The 14,869-nt window shown below is 61.6% G+C and carries 12 protein-coding genes; 9 read left to right on the top strand and 3 right to left on the bottom strand.

Annotated features, from left to right (window positions below; genetic code table 11):
- Positions 1-117: 117 nt before the first annotated feature.
- Both F8N62_RS28835 and F8N62_RS28830 read left to right on the top strand, forming a co-directional pair.
- Complete coding sequence (locus F8N62_RS28835; RefSeq protein ID WP_150713866.1) at positions 118-1,245, top strand: NAD(P)/FAD-dependent oxidoreductase; 1,128 nt, start codon at positions 118-120, stop codon at positions 1,243-1,245.
- A gap of 89 nt (positions 1,246-1,334) precedes the next feature.
- Entirely contained in the window at positions 1,335-1,961 is a 627-nt protein-coding gene (locus F8N62_RS28830; RefSeq protein WP_150713865.1) for a transcriptional regulator, read from the top strand.
- 128 nt (positions 1,962-2,089) lie between these two features.
- Here F8N62_RS28830 and hmpA read toward each other — a convergent pair whose 3' ends face one another.
- Positions 2,090-3,271, bottom strand: coding sequence for an NO-inducible flavohemoprotein (gene hmpA / locus F8N62_RS28825; protein ID WP_150713864.1), 1,182 nt, complete (start codon positions 3,269-3,271; stop codon positions 2,090-2,092).
- Positions 3,272-3,425: 154 nt separating this feature from the next.
- Here hmpA and norR point away from each other — a divergent pair, with 154 nt between their 5' ends.
- The 5 genes from norR (at position 3,426) to F8N62_RS28800 (ending at position 7,990) form a co-directional block, all read left to right on the top strand.
- Positions 3,426-4,976, top strand: coding sequence for a nitric oxide reductase transcriptional regulator NorR (gene norR, locus F8N62_RS28820; protein WP_150713863.1), 1,551 nt, complete (start codon positions 3,426-3,428; stop codon positions 4,974-4,976).
- A 303-nt stretch (positions 4,977-5,279) separates the two neighbouring features.
- Entirely contained in the window at positions 5,280-6,182 is a 903-nt protein-coding gene (locus tag F8N62_RS28815) for a chemotaxis protein CheV (protein WP_150713862.1), read from the top strand.
- 26 nt (positions 6,183-6,208) lie between these two features.
- Positions 6,209-6,667, top strand: coding sequence for a GNAT family N-acetyltransferase (locus F8N62_RS28810; protein ID WP_150713861.1), 459 nt, complete (start codon positions 6,209-6,211; stop codon positions 6,665-6,667).
- 163 nt (positions 6,668-6,830) lie between these two features.
- A complete protein-coding gene (locus F8N62_RS28805; RefSeq protein WP_150713860.1) occupies positions 6,831-7,157 on the top strand; it encodes a hypothetical protein in 327 nt (108 codons plus the stop codon).
- A gap of 83 nt (positions 7,158-7,240) precedes the next feature.
- Positions 7,241-7,990: a YkgJ family cysteine cluster protein gene (locus F8N62_RS28800; RefSeq protein WP_150713859.1), complete on the top strand. Its 750-nt coding sequence runs from the start codon at positions 7,241-7,243 to the stop codon at positions 7,988-7,990.
- Here the strand turns inward: F8N62_RS28800 and F8N62_RS28795 are convergent.
- Together F8N62_RS28795 and F8N62_RS28790 are read right to left on the bottom strand one after the other, a co-directional pair.
- Entirely contained in the window at positions 7,987-9,570 is a 1,584-nt protein-coding gene (locus F8N62_RS28795) for a PAS domain-containing methyl-accepting chemotaxis protein (RefSeq protein ID WP_150713858.1), read from the bottom strand. The two genes, F8N62_RS28800 and F8N62_RS28795, sit on opposite strands and share 4 nt — an antisense overlap.
- Before the next feature lie 151 nt (positions 9,571-9,721).
- Positions 9,722-9,979: a hypothetical protein gene (locus F8N62_RS28790; protein WP_150713857.1), complete on the bottom strand. Its 258-nt coding sequence runs from the start codon at positions 9,977-9,979 to the stop codon at positions 9,722-9,724.
- 627 nt (positions 9,980-10,606) lie between these two features.
- Between F8N62_RS28790 and F8N62_RS28785 the strand changes: the two genes are divergently transcribed.
- Both F8N62_RS28785 and F8N62_RS28780 read left to right on the top strand, forming a co-directional pair.
- Positions 10,607-11,767 carry an efflux RND transporter periplasmic adaptor subunit gene (locus F8N62_RS28785; RefSeq protein WP_150713856.1) on the top strand — a complete coding sequence of 387 codons (1,161 nt, stop codon included), beginning with the start codon at positions 10,607-10,609 and terminating at the stop codon, positions 11,765-11,767.
- Positions 11,764-14,865, top strand: coding sequence for a multidrug efflux RND transporter permease subunit (locus tag F8N62_RS28780; protein ID WP_150713855.1), 3,102 nt, complete (start codon positions 11,764-11,766; stop codon positions 14,863-14,865). Before F8N62_RS28785 ends, F8N62_RS28780 begins: the two co-directional genes overlap by 4 nt.
- Positions 14,866-14,869 lie beyond the last annotated feature (4 nt).

Here is a 14,869-nt window from a genome sequence, read left to right as displayed (position 1 = left end):
CTACACAGCTCCTACACAGCTCCTACACAGCTCCTACACAGCTCCTACACAGCTCCTACACAGCTCCTACACCGCATCACTTCATACTTTGGCATTTGCGTTTATCAGGAGACGTTCATGAGCCAGGCAGATTTCATCATCATCGGCGGCGGGATTGCCGGCGCTTCCACCGGTTTCTGGCTGTCGCAGCACGCCCGGGTGATTGTGCTCGAACGCGAATCCCATCCGGCCTATCACTCCACCGGACGCTCGGCCGCGCTCTACACCGCTGCCTATGGCACAGCGCAGGTCCGGGCGCTGACCCAGGCCAGCCGCGATTTCTTCGACGCCCCGCCCGCCGGTTTCTGCGAACACCCGCTGCTGACCCCGCGCGGCGAGATGACCGTGGACTTCACCGGCGACCCGGCCGAGCTCAACAATCAATACCTGAGCGCCAAAGCCACGGTGCCGGAGATGCAACTGCTCAACGCCGACGAAGCCTGTGCGCGCTTGCCGATCCTGCGCCGGGAAAAAGTCCACGGCGCGATCTACGACCCGAGCGCCAGCGACATCGACACCGACGCCTTGCATCAGGGTTACCTGCGGGGCATCCGCCGCAACAACGGTGAAGTGCGTACCGACAGCGAAGTCCTGAGCCTGACCCGCGACACCGAAGGCCTGTGGCACGTCCAGACCAACGGCCAGACCTTCAGCGCGCCGATCATCATCAATGCCGCCGGCGCCTGGGCCGACAAGATCGGCGCACTGGCCGGCGCCAAACCGCTGGGCCTGCAACCGAAACGCCGCGCGGCGTTTATCTTCGCCGGCCCCGAAGGCGTGGACATCCACCATTGGCCGATGCTGGTCAGCCTCGACGAATCGTTCTACATGAAGCCCGACGCCGGCATGTTCCTCGGCTCGCCGGCCAACGCCGACCCGGTGGAACCACACGACGTGCAGCCCGAAGAGCTGGACATCGCCATGGGCATCTACCAGATCGAAGAAGCCACCACCCTGACCATCCGCCGCCCGACCCGCACCTGGGCGGGGTTGCGCAGCTTCGTGTCCGATGGCGACTTGCTCTGTGGCTTCGATCAGCAGGTACCGGGATTGTTCTGGGTCGCGGCGCAAGGCGGTTACGGCATCCAGACCTCACCGGCCATGGGCCAGGCCAGCGCCGCACTGGTGCGCGGTGAAGCCTTGCCCGAGCAGCTCACGCGTTTCGGCCTGGATGCCGACATGCTCTCCCCCGCTCGCCTGGCCTGAACACCGCCTCAGGTGACGTGCCGACACGATTGCGGCAAACTTCCAGCGCCCTTTTTGCAGGGCGCTGACGCTGCCTGGAGTTCCACCGTATGAACGCACCTGTAAAAGACCCGGCCCTGGACAATTTCCGAGCGATCGCCGACGCCATCGCCACGTTGTTTTTTCCCCATGCCGAGGTGGTGCTGCACGATCTGCGCACGCAAAAAATCGATTACATCGCCAACAATCTGTCCAAACGCGAAATCGGCGACGACGCCGCGCTGGAGGACATGCTCAGCGACGACCTCAGCGATCGAAACATCGGGCCGTACGAAAAGTTGAATTGGGATGGTCAGAAGATTCGCAGCCTGAGCAGTGTGCTGCGCGACGGCAACGGCCATCCGCTGGCGGTGCTGTGCATCAATCTGAATATTTCGCTGTTTGAAAATGCCAAAGCCGCGCTGGACCTGTTCCTGTCGCCGAGCAAGCTGATTCCGCAACCCGACTCACTGTTTCGCGATGACTGGCAGGAGCGCATCAACACCTTCCTGCATGGCTGGCTGCGCGAGCGGCAACTGAGCCTGAACCTGCTGACCCGCGACCATAAACGCGAGTTGGTGCTGGCGTTGCACGCCGAAGGCGCCTTCAAAGGCAAAAGCGCCTCCAACTATGTGGCCAACGTGCTCAACATGGGACGAGCGACGGTGTACAAACACCTGAAAGAATTGAAGGCCTGAGAGCTAAGCACGTACCTGTAGGAGCGAGCTTGCTCGCGATGGTCGCCAACGATAACGCTGGAAGTCTGACACCCCGCGGCGTTCTCAAGACCATCGCGAGCAAGCTCGCTCCTACAGGGCTTTAGCGGTTACTCCAGCGCTGAAGCCGGGCCGAAGAACTCGTAGCGGCTTTGCTTCTCCGGCACGCCCAACGCTTTCAGGTGACGCTTCACTGCAGCCATGAAACCTTTAGGGCCCAGGAAGTAAGCATCCAGATCGCGCTGCTGCGGCAACCACTCGCCCAGTTGCTCCTGACTCAACAGGCCGACCTTGTGCGCCGCCGGGCTTACGCCATCGTCTTCGGCATAGCAGTAGAAGCGCTTGAGTTGCGGGTGACGCTCGGCCAGTCCATCAATCCAGTCGCGGAAGGCGTGAACGCTGCCATTGCGCGCGCAGTGGATAAAGTGCACCGGGCGCTCGGTCGCCAACGCGGCTTCAAGCATGGCCAGGGTGGGCGTGATACCCACGCCGCCACTGATCAGCACCAACGGTTTGTCGCTGTCGGTCAGGGTGAATTCGCCCGATGGCGGGAACAGCTGAATGCTCGAACCGACAGGCAGTTGATCGTGCAGATGGTTCGAGGCGCGGCCACCGTGTTCGCGTTTGACACTGATGCGGTACTGGCCTTTGTTCGCCAGGGCCGACAGCGAATAGTTACGACGAATCTCTTCGCCATCCAGAATCAGCTTCATGCCGATGTACTGGCCTGGCTCTGCGGCGAGGATCGGACCCTTGTCCGCTGGCTCGAAGTAGAACGAAGTGATTTCCGTGCTTTCCTCGACCCTGGCCGCAACGATGAACTCCCGCGCCCCGCGCCAGCCGCCCGGTGCCTGCTCTTTCTGGTCGTAGATGCTGGTTTCGGCGCCGATCAGGATGTCGGCCAGTTGACCATATGCAGCACCCCAGGCGCTCATGACTTGCGGTGTGGCAATTTCGGCGCCCAGCACTTCGGAAATCGCCCGCAGCAGACAAGCGCCGACAATCGGGTAGTGCTCCGGAAGGATTTGCAGGGCCACGTGTTTGTTGATGATCTTGGCGACCAGATCGCCCAATTGGTCGAGCTGATCGATGTGACGCGCATACATCAACACGCCGTTGGCCAGGGCGCGGGGTTGATCACCGCTGGCCTGGTGGGCCTGGTTGAACAGCGGGCGCACTTCAGGGTATTCGGAGAGCATCATGCGGTAGAAATGCGTGATCAATGCTTCGCCGCCGCTTTCCAGCAGCGGAACGGTGGATTTGACGATTGCACGGTCTTGGGCGCTAAGCATAAGGTGACTCCTGAACGACTGGTTTCTAGTTGATTGCCCTATACGTATCAGTTTCCATGCCAGTTTTTAAATCGTTATAAATCAACAGCTTGAAAACTTTATAGTCATATCGACACAGGCTGACTTATAGTCAACGCGACTACATGGAGTCACTATGACTGCAAAATCACTGCTCACCACTTTGCTCCCATTGGTCTCTGACCTGTCCCGCGAACTTCCCGAAGGCGAACGTTATCGGCGCCTGCTCGAAGCGATGCGCGCCTTGCTCCCGTGCGACGCCGCCGCGCTGCTGCGCCTCGATGGCGACTGGCTGGTGCCGTTGGCGGTCGACGGTTTGAGCACCGACACCCTTGGCCGACGCTTTAAAGTCAGCGAACACCCGCGCTTCGAAGCGTTGCTCAGCAGCCCCGGCCCGACCCGCTTTGCCGCCGATAGCGACATGCCCGACCCTTATGACGGACTGGTCGATGGTCTTGACGATCATCTGGAAGTCCACGACTGCATGGGTTGCCCGCTGTTTATCGACGAGCGTCCGTGGGGCCTGCTGACCCTCGACGCCCTCGATTCGGAGCGTCTGGAACCGGTCGAACTCGACACGCTGCAAGCCTTCGCCAGCCTCGCCGCCGCCACGGTCAACGCCGCCGAGCGCATCGAACGGCTGGCCAATCGTGTTGAAGATGAGCATCAACGCGCCGAGGTGTACCGTCAGGCCAGCGGTCAGCAGAACCGCGAGATGATCGGCCAGAGCAAGGCGCACAAACGTCTCGTGGAAGAAATCAGCCTGGTCGGTGGCAGCGACCTGACCGTGCTGATCACCGGGGAAACCGGGGTCGGCAAGGAGTTGGTGGCGCAAGCGATCCACGCCGCCTCGGCCCGGGCCGACAAGCCGATCATCAGCCTCAACTGCGCGGCGCTGCCGGACACGCTGGTGGAAAGCGAGCTGTTCGGCCACGTGCGCGGGGCCTTTACCGGCGCGACGAGCGACCGCCGAGGCAAGTTCGAACTGGCCAATGGCGGTACGCTGTTTCTCGATGAGGTCGGTGAATTGTCGTTGACCGTGCAGGCCAAATTACTGCGCGTACTGCAAAGCGGTCAGTTGCAGCGGCTGGGGTCGGACAAGGAGCATCAGGTCGATGTGCGACTCATCGCCGCGACCAACCGCGACCTGGCCGAAGAGGTGCGCAGCGGCCGCTACCGTGCCGATTTCTACCACCGTTTAAGCGTGTATCCGCTGCTGGTGCCGGCCCTGCGCGATCGCGGCCGGGATGTGTTGCTGCTCAGCGGGTTTTTCCTCGAGCAGAACCGCTCGCGCATGGGGCTCAACAGCTTGCGCCTGAACAGTGACGCGCAAACAGCGTTGCTCGCGTATGACTGGCCGGGCAACGTGCGGGAGCTGGAGCACTTGATTGGCCGCAGCGCGCTGAAGGCCTTGGGGCGCTGCAAGGAACGACCGAAGATTCTCAGCCTGAGTGCGGCGGACCTGGACTTGCCCAATGGCAGTGTTGAAGTGATTGCCGAGCCACCGGCGGCAGCTCCGTTGGCGTTGGTGTCCGGGGATTTGCGTGAGGCGACCGAGCATTATCAGCGTCAGTTGATCGGTGCGTGTCTGGAGCGCCACCACGATAACTGGGCGAGCGCGGCGCGTGAGCTGGGGCTGGACCGGGCCAATCTTGGGCGGATGGCCAAGAGACTGGGTATGAAGTAAGCAAAGATCGCAGCCTTCGGCAGCTCCTACGCCGATCACCTTCCCCTGTAGGAGCTGCCGCAAACTGCGATCTTTTGATCTACCTACGCCGATCACCTTCCCCTGTAGGAGCTGCCGCAGGCTGCGATCTTTTGATATACCTACGCCGATCACGTTCCCCTGTAGGAGCTGCCGCAGGCTGCGATCTTTTGATCTGCCTTGGTTATCAAAGTTAAAGCCCGCCCCGATCAAGTCGATAACCCGGCATCAATAGCTTTTGGCGACTTTCCATTCGCCCATCACCTTTTTCCACAGAAGGTTTTTATGTCCTCCACCAAAGCCCGCGCAGACTCACTTTCACTTCTGCTGTTTACCTTGCGCAGCGGCAAGCTGATGGCAATCAACCTGCTCAAAGTCAGTGAAATCATCCCCTGCCCGCCGCTGACCCGGCTGCCGGAGTCGCACCCTCACGTCAAAGGTATCGCCACCTTGCGCGGTGCGTCGTTGTCGGTGATCGACCTCAGCCGCGCCATTGGCGAGCGGCCACTGGAAGACCCCAACGGTGGCTGCCTGATCGTCACCGATGTCAGCCGCTCCAAGCAGGGCCTGCACGTTCAGGCCGTGAGCAAGATCGTCCACTGCCTGACCACCGACATCCGTCCGCCGCCCTTCGGCTCCGGCGGTGTGCGCTCGTACATCACCGGCGTGACGTCGGTCGATGGCACGCTGGTGCAGGTGCTGGACATCGAAAAAGTCATCCACGGCATCGCCCCGGCGCAGATCGAAACGGCCCCGACCGAACTGAGCATGGAAGACGCCGAAGTGCTCGGCAATGCGCGAATTCTGGTGGTCGATGACAGTCAGGTGGCGTTGCAGCAATCGGTCCACACCCTGCGCAACCTCGGCCTGCAATGCCACACCGCCCGCAGCGCCAAGGAAGCCATCGACTGCCTGTTGGACCTGCAAGGCACGGCGCAGCAGATCAACCTGATTGTCTCGGACATCGAAATGTCAGAGATGGACGGCTACGCGTTCACTCGCACCCTGCGCGAAACCCCGGACTTCTCCCACCTCTATGTGCTGCTGCACACGTCACTGGACAGCGCCATGAACAGCGAAAAAGCACGGCTGGCCGGCGCCAACGCGGTGCTGACCAAGTTCTCTTCGCCGGAGCTGACCAAGTGCCTGATCGAAGCGGCCAAGGCGGTCGCCGAACAGGGTCATTGAGTGTGGCCGAGGCTTTTTGCTTTCTGATGCGGCGCAACCTGGCTGACGTTGTGCCCGCAATCCGATGGCCCGAAGGCATCATCCTGCACGCCTATCGGCCTGAACTGGCAGAGGCGGTTCATCGATTGATGGAGCGTGGCCACCAGGAAGGTGGCGGTCGCGTACCGGCGCTGGACGTGTGGCAGCGGCGGTTCGAGACCGATCCTGAATACGATCCTTCCCTGTGCTTCGTTGCCCAGGATGCCGATGGCATCGTTGGCGTTTGCCAGTGCTGGACCAGCGCCTACATCAAGAATCTGGTGGTGCATCCGCGAGCTCAGGGCCGGGGTTTGGGCCGGGCATTGCTGTTGAATGCGTTCAACGTGTTTCAACAGCGGCGCGAAGGTTTTGTGGATTTGAAGGTGCTGGAGGATAACCTTCGGGCGCAGCGGTTGTATGAAAGTGCCGGGATGTTTGTGGTCCGCCGGGAGCCGGTTCCAGCCTGACACCGCATCGCGAGCAAGCTCGCTCCCACAGGATTTGCGCCCTACGCAAAAGTGGAATTTCACACAAAACCTGTGGGAGCGGGCTTGCCCGCGAAGAGGCCGACACATTCAACCCCAAACCATCAGGCATACTCGGCCGACAATGCCCAAGGATGCCTGAACCATGAAAGCCGTCACCCTGACCTTCCTCTGCCTCACCGCCCTCGCCACCCAGGCCCACGCCTCCAGCCCCGACGCCTGGGCTGCTTTCGACAAAGCCGTGCTCGCCAGTTGCACCAAAGCCAGCGGCCTGAAAAACGCCAAACCCGTCGGCAGCGCCGCGCAATTCGATGACCGGGTCGGCTACACCGCCCTCTTGCTGCAAGGCCAGTACCCACAGAAACACATGAAAGGCCAGCAGGGCACCGAGCTGTGCCTCTACAACAAAAAAAGCAAAACCGCCTATGTGACCGAATGGGACTCCATCCGCTCGCCCGCCAACGCTCAGTGAATGGCGCATAACTTGCTTCGACGCAGACCTTTGCGGTGACATTCTGTCGCCGTTTCGGCTCCTGACAGGCGACTGATCCTTCGATGAATACGACGTTTTCCTGCGTAGGGTGTGGCAAATGCTGCAACGACCATCACGTGCCCCTGACCCTGGCCGAAGCCCGGATGTGGGCGGCCGACGGCGGTCAGGTGATCGTGCTGGTCGAAGGTTTCCTGGGCAATGGCCTGGGTTTGCCGGTGCAACAGCGCGAGCATGCCGAACGCCGTTCGGTGGCGGTCCGCAGCGGCGCGTCCGACGCCTACGTGGCCATCACTTTCGCGGCTTACAACGTCGGCCCGTGCCGTAATCTTGACGAAGACAACCTCTGCCGCATCTACCAACGCCGGCCGCTGGTGTGTCGGATCTATCCGATGGAAATCAATCCGCACATCCCCCTGAACCCGGCGATCAAGGAATGTCCGCCCGAGTCGTGGGAAAAAGGCCCGGACCTGATCGTGGGGGGTGAGCTGGTCGATCAAGCACTTGCAGGGCTTATCCAGCGTTCCCGTCAGGCGGATCGCGATGACATCCGCAGCAAGGACGCCATTTGCGCCTTGCTGGGGATTCGGACGACAGCGCTCAAGGGCGATGGCTTCACGGCGTACCTGCCGGACATGTCGGCGTTTGCCACAGTCATCGATCAGGTGGCAGAGCAACAGGCGCCAGGCCCTGGCAGCGACTGGCAATTCCATGTGTCGGGTGACGACGTCGCCGGGCAAGTGCGGGCAGCCGGTGCGCAAGTGGCCACCGGGACACCGCTCGACTACGCGTTTATTTCGTTGCGTGCGGCTTAACGACGCGCTCGCCAGAACTCCTGCGCCAGCTGGCGCAAATCCCCGGCCAGCCCGGCGACTTCTGTGGAGTTCACCTGGCTCTGCCGTCCTTCACTGACCGTGACTTCGCAAGCCGAACGAATGCTGCTGATGTTGCGGTTGATGTCTTCACTGACCGAGCTCTGCTCTTCCACCGCCGAGGCGATTTGCAGGCTCATGTCGGTAATCTGATTGACCCGCTGACTGATTGCGTCCAGTGCATCGGCGGCGCGGCGGGCCTGCTCGACGCTGTGGTCCACCTGCTCACTGCTTTGCTGCATCATCATCACCGCGTCCCGAGTGCCGTTCTGCAGAGCGCTGATCATGCGCTGAATTTCGTTGGTTGATTGCTGAGTGCGCTGCGCCAGGCCGCGCACTTCATCGGCGACCACCGCAAAGCCGCGCCCGGCATCCCCGGCGCGCGCCGCCTCGATGGCCGCGTTGAGGGCCAGCAGATTGGTCTGGTCGGCGATGCTGCGAATCACTTCCAGTACCCCGGTGATCTCGCTGCTATGGCCCTCCAGTTGATGGATCACTTGCGTGCCGCGCGCCAGTTCCTCGGCCAGACGCAGCACCGCCTGGCGGCTTTCACTCACCAAGTGATGACCTTCGCGGGTTTCGCTACCGGCCAGATCAGCGGCGTGAGAAGCCTGCTGCGCGTGGCTGGCAACCTGGGCCACGCTGGCGGACATCTGGTGAATCGCCGCGGCCACTTGATCGGTCTCGGCCTGTTGGCCCAGCGTACTGCGTTGACTGCTGTGCAAATGTTCCACCAGCTCTGCCGCGTGCCCGGCCAGACGTTGCGACGCATCACCGATGCGCCCCACCACCGCACCGACCTGGGCTTCGAGCATCTGCAAGGCAAACTCGATCTGACCGAACTGATCGCGGCGCCCTGTGTAAATGGCCTGGCTTAACGGGTTATCGGCGATCTGCCGGGCGCGCTCGGCCAACGCCGTCAGCGGGCGCAACAGGATCCCGGTGCCGAGCGCCGCCAAACCACTGCCCACCACAAATGCCAGCAGCCCAAAGACCGCCGACGACGGATTCAGCCACACCTCCAGGCCCACCGCACCGGCCAGCGTCACGCTGAACAACGCCGCCACTTTCAGCCCCGGAGCGAGCACCGGCAGGCGCTGCAACAGCGGCACTCGACCGTTGCGAAGGTGTGCGTAGGTTTTTTCGGCGGCCTCGATCTGTTGCTCCGTTGGCTTGGTGCGGACCGACTGATACTCCACCGCCTGACCGTTCTGCGTCACGGCGGTCGCGAAGGCACTCACCCAATAATGGTCGCCATTCTTGCAGCGATTCTTCACCAGCCCCATCCACGAACGGCCGCTTTTCAGGGTCTGCCACATATGCGAGAAGGCCGCTGCCGGCATGTCCGGGTGACGCAGCACATTGTGCGTCGAGCCCAGCAAGTCCTCTCGGCTGTAACCGCAGATGTTGATGAAGTCGTCGTTGGCGTAGGTGATCGCGCTGGTCAGATCGGTGGTCGAGAGGATGTTCGCATCAGCCGCAACGTCGACATTGCGGCCGGTCACCGGGAGGTTGATCTTCATGGAAAGCGCGCTCGTTGTTGGGAGGAGTCGGCAGGGTTGCTGACTCTAAGCGCACTGATTCCACAAACGTTGATCTGGCTCAGGGTATGAGCACTTAGCCATCACCGCGATTGAAAACCGCGGCGGGTGACCGAAGGCAGGGAGTTGGAACTCAGCGCTTACCCATCGAACGACGAGTACCGGGCGGCGCCGCACCGGGAGTCTTGGTGTGGCCATTCTTGGCGCCGTTCTTGTACCAGGGTTGGCTGGCGTTCTTCGCGGCGGCCAGGTCACCCGGCTTGAACGGGAACTTGAACGTCGGGATCGCGGCTTTGTTTTCGCTGTCTGCGCTGGAGTCGACGCTGTCTGGCAGGTCTGCCTGGTCGTCGCTCAAGGCGTCGGCAACCGGCGGTTGTGTCGGGGAAGTCATGAAAGCTCCGGGTGATGCAAAAGAGTCGGGCCCGGTCAGCGAGCCGCGAAAGGCGGCAGTATACCTTTGCACGCCCTCTGTAGGAGCGAGCCTGCTCGCGAAAAAACTTCCAGGCATCGGGTTTCATCCGGATAGCCCGCGTTTTCGTTAACGCCCATCGCGAGCAAGCTCGCTCCCACAGTTGGAATGCATTCTCCTGTAGGAGCGAGCTTGCTCGCGAAAAAACTTCCAGGCATCGGGTTTCATCCGGATAGCCCGCGTTTTCGTTAACGCCCAACGCGAGCAGGCTCGCTCCCACAGTTGGAATGCATTCTCCTGTGGGAGCGAGCCTGCCCGCGAAAAAACTTCCAGGCATCGGGTTTCATCCGGATAGCCCGCGTTTTCGTTAAGGTCCATCGCGAGCAGGCTCGCTTCCACAGTTGGAATGCATCTCCTGTGGGAGCGAGCTTGCTCGCGAAGAGGCCGACAAGTTGGCGCATATCCCAGGTTTACCCCTTTGTGTTCATCACCCGCCCAAACTGACAGCGCCGTCAGTTAGCAGTCACCTTCCTGACCGGCGAACAGGGTTATAAAGGGAGGTATAACCCTGACACACCTCCGTCCACCCTGCCCCGGCGCCCCACTCGCATGCGAACTCAGAAAAAAACTGCCCTGCTCGCCGCTCTGCTGATTGTTGTGGCGGCGCTGGGCGCCTGGTACGCCACCAAACCTGCGACGGCCAAATTGGCTGCGCCGACGGCGATTCCGGTGCGGGTGGTCAACGTCGCGGAAAAAGACGTTCCGCGCTACGTCAGCGGCATTGGTTCGGTGCTGTCGTTGCACAGCGTGGTGGTACGGCCGCAGATCGACGGCATTCTCACCAGAATTCTGGTCAAGGAAGGTCAACTGGTGAGCAAGGGTGACTTGCTGGCCACTATCGACGACCGCTCGATCCGTGCCAGCCTCGATCAGGCCCGCGCTCAACTGGGCGAGAGCCAGGCGCAATTGCAGGTGGCGCAGGTCAACCTCAAGCGCTACAAATTGCTCAGTGTCGACGATGGCGTCTCGAAGCAGACCTACGACCAGCAACAAGCGCTGGTCAACCAGCTCAGGGCCAGCGGCCAGGGCAATCAGGCTTCGATTGATGCGGCTCAGGTGCAGCTTTCCTACACCCAGATTCGCTCCCCGGTGACCGGACGAGTCGGCATTCGCACGGTGGATGAAGGCAATTTCCTGCGCATGACCGATGCCCAGGGCTTGTTCACCGTGACGCAGATTGACCCGATCGCCGTGGAGTTTTCCCTGCCGCAGCACATGCTGCCAACCCTGCAAGGCCTGATCAACGATCCCGAGCACGCGCAGGTCAAGGCCTACATCGGCGCCGACACTGACGGCGAAACCGGCAACCTGCTGGGTGAAGGTCACCTGACCCTGATCGACAACCAGATCAATGCCAATACCGGGACCATCCGCGCCAAGGCCGAATTCAACAACCCCGGACAGAAACTCTGGCCGGGCCTGCTGGTGACGGTAAAAATTCAGACAGCACTGGATAAAGATGCGCTGGTGGTGCCACCCACGGTCGTACAACGCGGGCTCGATCAACACTTCGTGTACCGGGTCAAAGGTGACAAGGTCGAAACCGTCCCGGTGCAGATGGTTTATCAAGGCAGCGGCCAGAACATCATCAAGGGCGTAAAACCCGGCGACATCCTGGTCAGCGACGGCCAGTCAAGGCTCAAGCCCGGCTCGACCGTCCAGATATTGACCGAGCCGCCACAAGTGGTGCAGTCGGAGCCGAAGCCATGAAGGGCCACGGCTCGATTTCCGCCTGGTGTATCGATCATCCGGTGGCGACGATTCTGCTGACGTTTGCCTTGGTGCTGCTCGGCGTCATCGCCTTCCCGAAGTTGCCCATCGCGCCACTGCCGGAAGCCGAATTCCCGACCATTCAGGTGGCCGCGCAACTGCCTGGCGCCAGCCCGGAAACCATGGCGTCATCGGTGGCCACGCCGCTGGAAGTGCAATTCAGCGCCATCCCGGGCGTGACCCAGATGACCTCGAGCAGCGCCCTCGGCTCGACCAACCTGACCCTGCAATTCACCCTCGACAAAAGCATCGACACCGCAGCCCAGGAAGTGCAGGCCGCGATCAACACCGCCGCCGGCAAACTGCCCAAGGACATGCCGAACCTGCCGACCTGGCGCAAGGTCAACCCGGCCGACAGCCCGGTGCTGATCCTCAGCATCAACTCGACCCTGATGCCCGGCCCCGAACTCAGTGACCTGGTGGAAACCCTGCTCTCGCGTCAGATCAGCCAGATCGACGGCGTAGGCCAAATCAACATCACCGGTCAGCAACGTCCGGCGATCCGCGTGCAGGCCTCCGCCGACAAACTCGCGGCCATCGGCCTGACGCTGGCGGACATTCGCCTGGCGATTCAGCAGACCAGTCTCAACCTGGCTAAAGGTGCGTTGTACGGCGAATCGAGCATTTCGACGTTGTCGACCAACGATCAGCTATTTCATCCCGAGGAATACAGAGAACTCATCGTTTCCTACAAGGACGGTGCGCCCGTTCACCTCAAGGATGTCGCCAAAGTCGTCAATGGTTCGGAAGATGCCTACGTGCAAGCCTGGGCCGGTGATAAACCCGGGGTGAACCTGGTGATTTCCCGGCAACCGGGAGCAAACATCGTCGAAACCGTGGACCGCATCCAGGCGGCGCTGCCCGGGCTCGAAGCGATGTTGCCGGCGTCGGTGCAAGTCAAAGTGCTGGTGGACCGCACCCAGACCATCCGCGCCTCGCTGCATGAAGTGGAAATCACCCTGTTGATCGCGATCCTGCTGGTGGTGGCGGTGATGGCACTGTTCCTGCGCCAATGGTCGGCGACGCTGATCGTCTCCGCCGTACTGGGCGTTTCGCTGATCGCCAGTTTCGCCCTGATGTACATCATGGGTTTCAGCCTGAACAACTTGACACTGGTCGCGATTGTGGTGGCCGTGGGGTTTGTGGTCGACGACGCGATTGTGGTGGTGGAGAACATTCACCGGCATCTGGAGGCTGGCGACGGCATGCGCGAGGCCGCGATCAAAGGCGCCGGCGAGATTGGTTTCACCGTGGTCTCGATCAGTTTTTCGCTGGTGGCGGCGTTTATTCCGCTCCTGTTCATGGGCGGCGTGGTCGGGCGGCTGTTCAAGGAGTTTGCCCTGACGGCGACCTCGACCATCATGATTTCGGTGGTGGTGTCGCTGACGTTGGCGCCGACCCTTGCGGCGCTGTTCATGAAGGCGCCGGTGCATCATGCCCACGCCAAACCGGGTTTCGGCGAGCGCTTGCTGGGATGGTACGAGAAAGGCCTGCGCCGCGCCCTTGCCCACCAGAAATTGATGATCGGCGTGTTTGGTCTGTCGCTCGCCCTGGCCATCGCTGGCTACATCTTCATTCCGAAAGGTTTCTTCCCGGTGCAGGACACCGGTTTTGTCCTTGGCACCACGGAAGCGGCTGCCGATATTTCCTACGGCGACATGGTGAAAAAACACCTGGCCATGGCTGAAATCGTCGGGGCAGATCCGGCGGTCGCAGCGTTTTCCCACTCGGTCGGTGTCTCCGGCAGTAACCAGACCATTGCCAACGGCCGCTTCTGGATCTCCCTGAAAAAACGCGGCGACCGCGACGTCTCGGCCAGTCAGTTCATCGACCGGATTCGTCCGCAACTGATGAAAGTCCCGGGCATCGTTCTCTATCTGCGCGCCGGTCAGGACATCAACCTCAGCTCCGGCCCCAGCCGCGCCCAGTATCAATACGTGCTCAAGAGCAACGACGGCGCGACCCTCAGCACCTGGACCCAACGCCTGACGGACAAGCTGCGCAGCAACCCGGCGTTCCGCGACATTTCCAACGACCTGCAATTGGGCGGCAGCATCACCCACATCAGCATCGACCGCAGCGCTGCGGCGCGTTTCGGCCTGACCGCCAGCGATGTCGACGAAGCGCTCTACGACGCGTTCGGCCAGCGCCAGATCAACGAATTCCAGACCCAGATCAACCAGTACAACGTGATTCTGGAACTGGACACGAAGCAGCGCGGCAAGGCCGAAAGCCTGAATTATTTCTACCTGCGCTCGCCGCTGAGCGGGGAAATGGTGCCGCTGTCAGCGCTGGCGAAGTTCGACGCGCCGACCATCGGCCCATTGTCCATCGCCCATGACGGCATGTTCCCGGCCGCCAACCTGTCGTTCAACCTGGCGCCGGGTGTGGCGCTCGGTGATGCCGTCATCCTGCTCAACCAGGCCAAAGCCGAGATCGGTATGCCAGCGGCGATGAGCGGCAACTTTCAGGGTGCGGCCCAGGCGTTCCAGAGTTCGCTGGCCAGCCAGCCGTGGCTGATCCTGGCAGCGCTGGTGGCGGTGTACATCATTCTCGGCGTGCTCTACGAGAGCTTCGTGCACCCGTTGACCATCATTTCGACGCTGCCTTCCGCCGGACTTGGCGCGGTGATCATGTTGTGGATTTGCGGCCAGGACTTTTCGATCATGGCGTTGATCGGCCTGGTGCTGTTGATCGGGATCGTGAAGAAGAACGGCATCCTGATGATCGACTTTGCCCTCGACGCCCAGCGCAACCGTGGCTTGCCGCCGGAAGAAGCGATTTACCAGGCCTGCATCACGCGGTTCCGGCCAATCATCATGACCACCCTCGCCGCCCTGCTCGGCGCCCTGCCGTTGATGCTCGGCTACGGCACCGGCGCCGAACTGCGCCAGCCATTGGGCATCGCGGTGGTCGGCGGCTTGCTGGTGAGCCAGGCGCTGACGCTGTTTACCACGCCGGTCATATACTTGTGGCTCGAGCGGCTATTCCATCGACCTGAACCCGCGCCAATTCCGGCGCTGGCGACCACAGACTGAGGCG

Source organism: Pseudomonas fluorescens, assembly GCF_902497785.1.
Lineage (GTDB): Bacteria > Pseudomonadota > Gammaproteobacteria > Pseudomonadales > Pseudomonadaceae > Aquipseudomonas > Aquipseudomonas fluorescens_BO.
The sequence above is the reverse complement of the archived record's forward strand: the minus strand, read 5'-3'. Positions and strand labels throughout refer to the sequence as shown.

Coding starts and splice junctions, on each gene's coding strand:
- F8N62_RS28835 (WP_150713866.1), top strand. CDS start 118: ATGAGCCAGGCAGATTTCATCATCATCGGCGGCGGGATTGCCGGCGCT.
- F8N62_RS28830 (WP_150713865.1), top strand. CDS start 1,335: ATGAACGCACCTGTAAAAGACCCGGCCCTGGACAATTTCCGAGCGATC.
- hmpA (WP_150713864.1), bottom strand. CDS start 3,271: ATGCTTAGCGCCCAAGACCGTGCAATCGTCAAATCCACCGTTCCGCTG.
- norR (WP_150713863.1), top strand. CDS start 3,426: ATGACTGCAAAATCACTGCTCACCACTTTGCTCCCATTGGTCTCTGAC.
- F8N62_RS28815 (WP_150713862.1), top strand. CDS start 5,280: ATGTCCTCCACCAAAGCCCGCGCAGACTCACTTTCACTTCTGCTGTTT.
- F8N62_RS28810 (WP_150713861.1), top strand. CDS start 6,209: ATGCGGCGCAACCTGGCTGACGTTGTGCCCGCAATCCGATGGCCCGAA.
- F8N62_RS28805 (WP_150713860.1), top strand. CDS start 6,831: ATGAAAGCCGTCACCCTGACCTTCCTCTGCCTCACCGCCCTCGCCACC.
- F8N62_RS28800 (WP_150713859.1), top strand. CDS start 7,241: ATGAATACGACGTTTTCCTGCGTAGGGTGTGGCAAATGCTGCAACGAC.
- F8N62_RS28795 (WP_150713858.1), bottom strand. CDS start 9,570: ATGAAGATCAACCTCCCGGTGACCGGCCGCAATGTCGACGTTGCGGCT.
- F8N62_RS28790 (WP_150713857.1), bottom strand. CDS start 9,979: ATGACTTCCCCGACACAACCGCCGGTTGCCGACGCCTTGAGCGACGAC.
- F8N62_RS28785 (WP_150713856.1), top strand. CDS start 10,607: ATGCGAACTCAGAAAAAAACTGCCCTGCTCGCCGCTCTGCTGATTGTT.
- F8N62_RS28780 (WP_150713855.1), top strand. CDS start 11,764: ATGAAGGGCCACGGCTCGATTTCCGCCTGGTGTATCGATCATCCGGTG.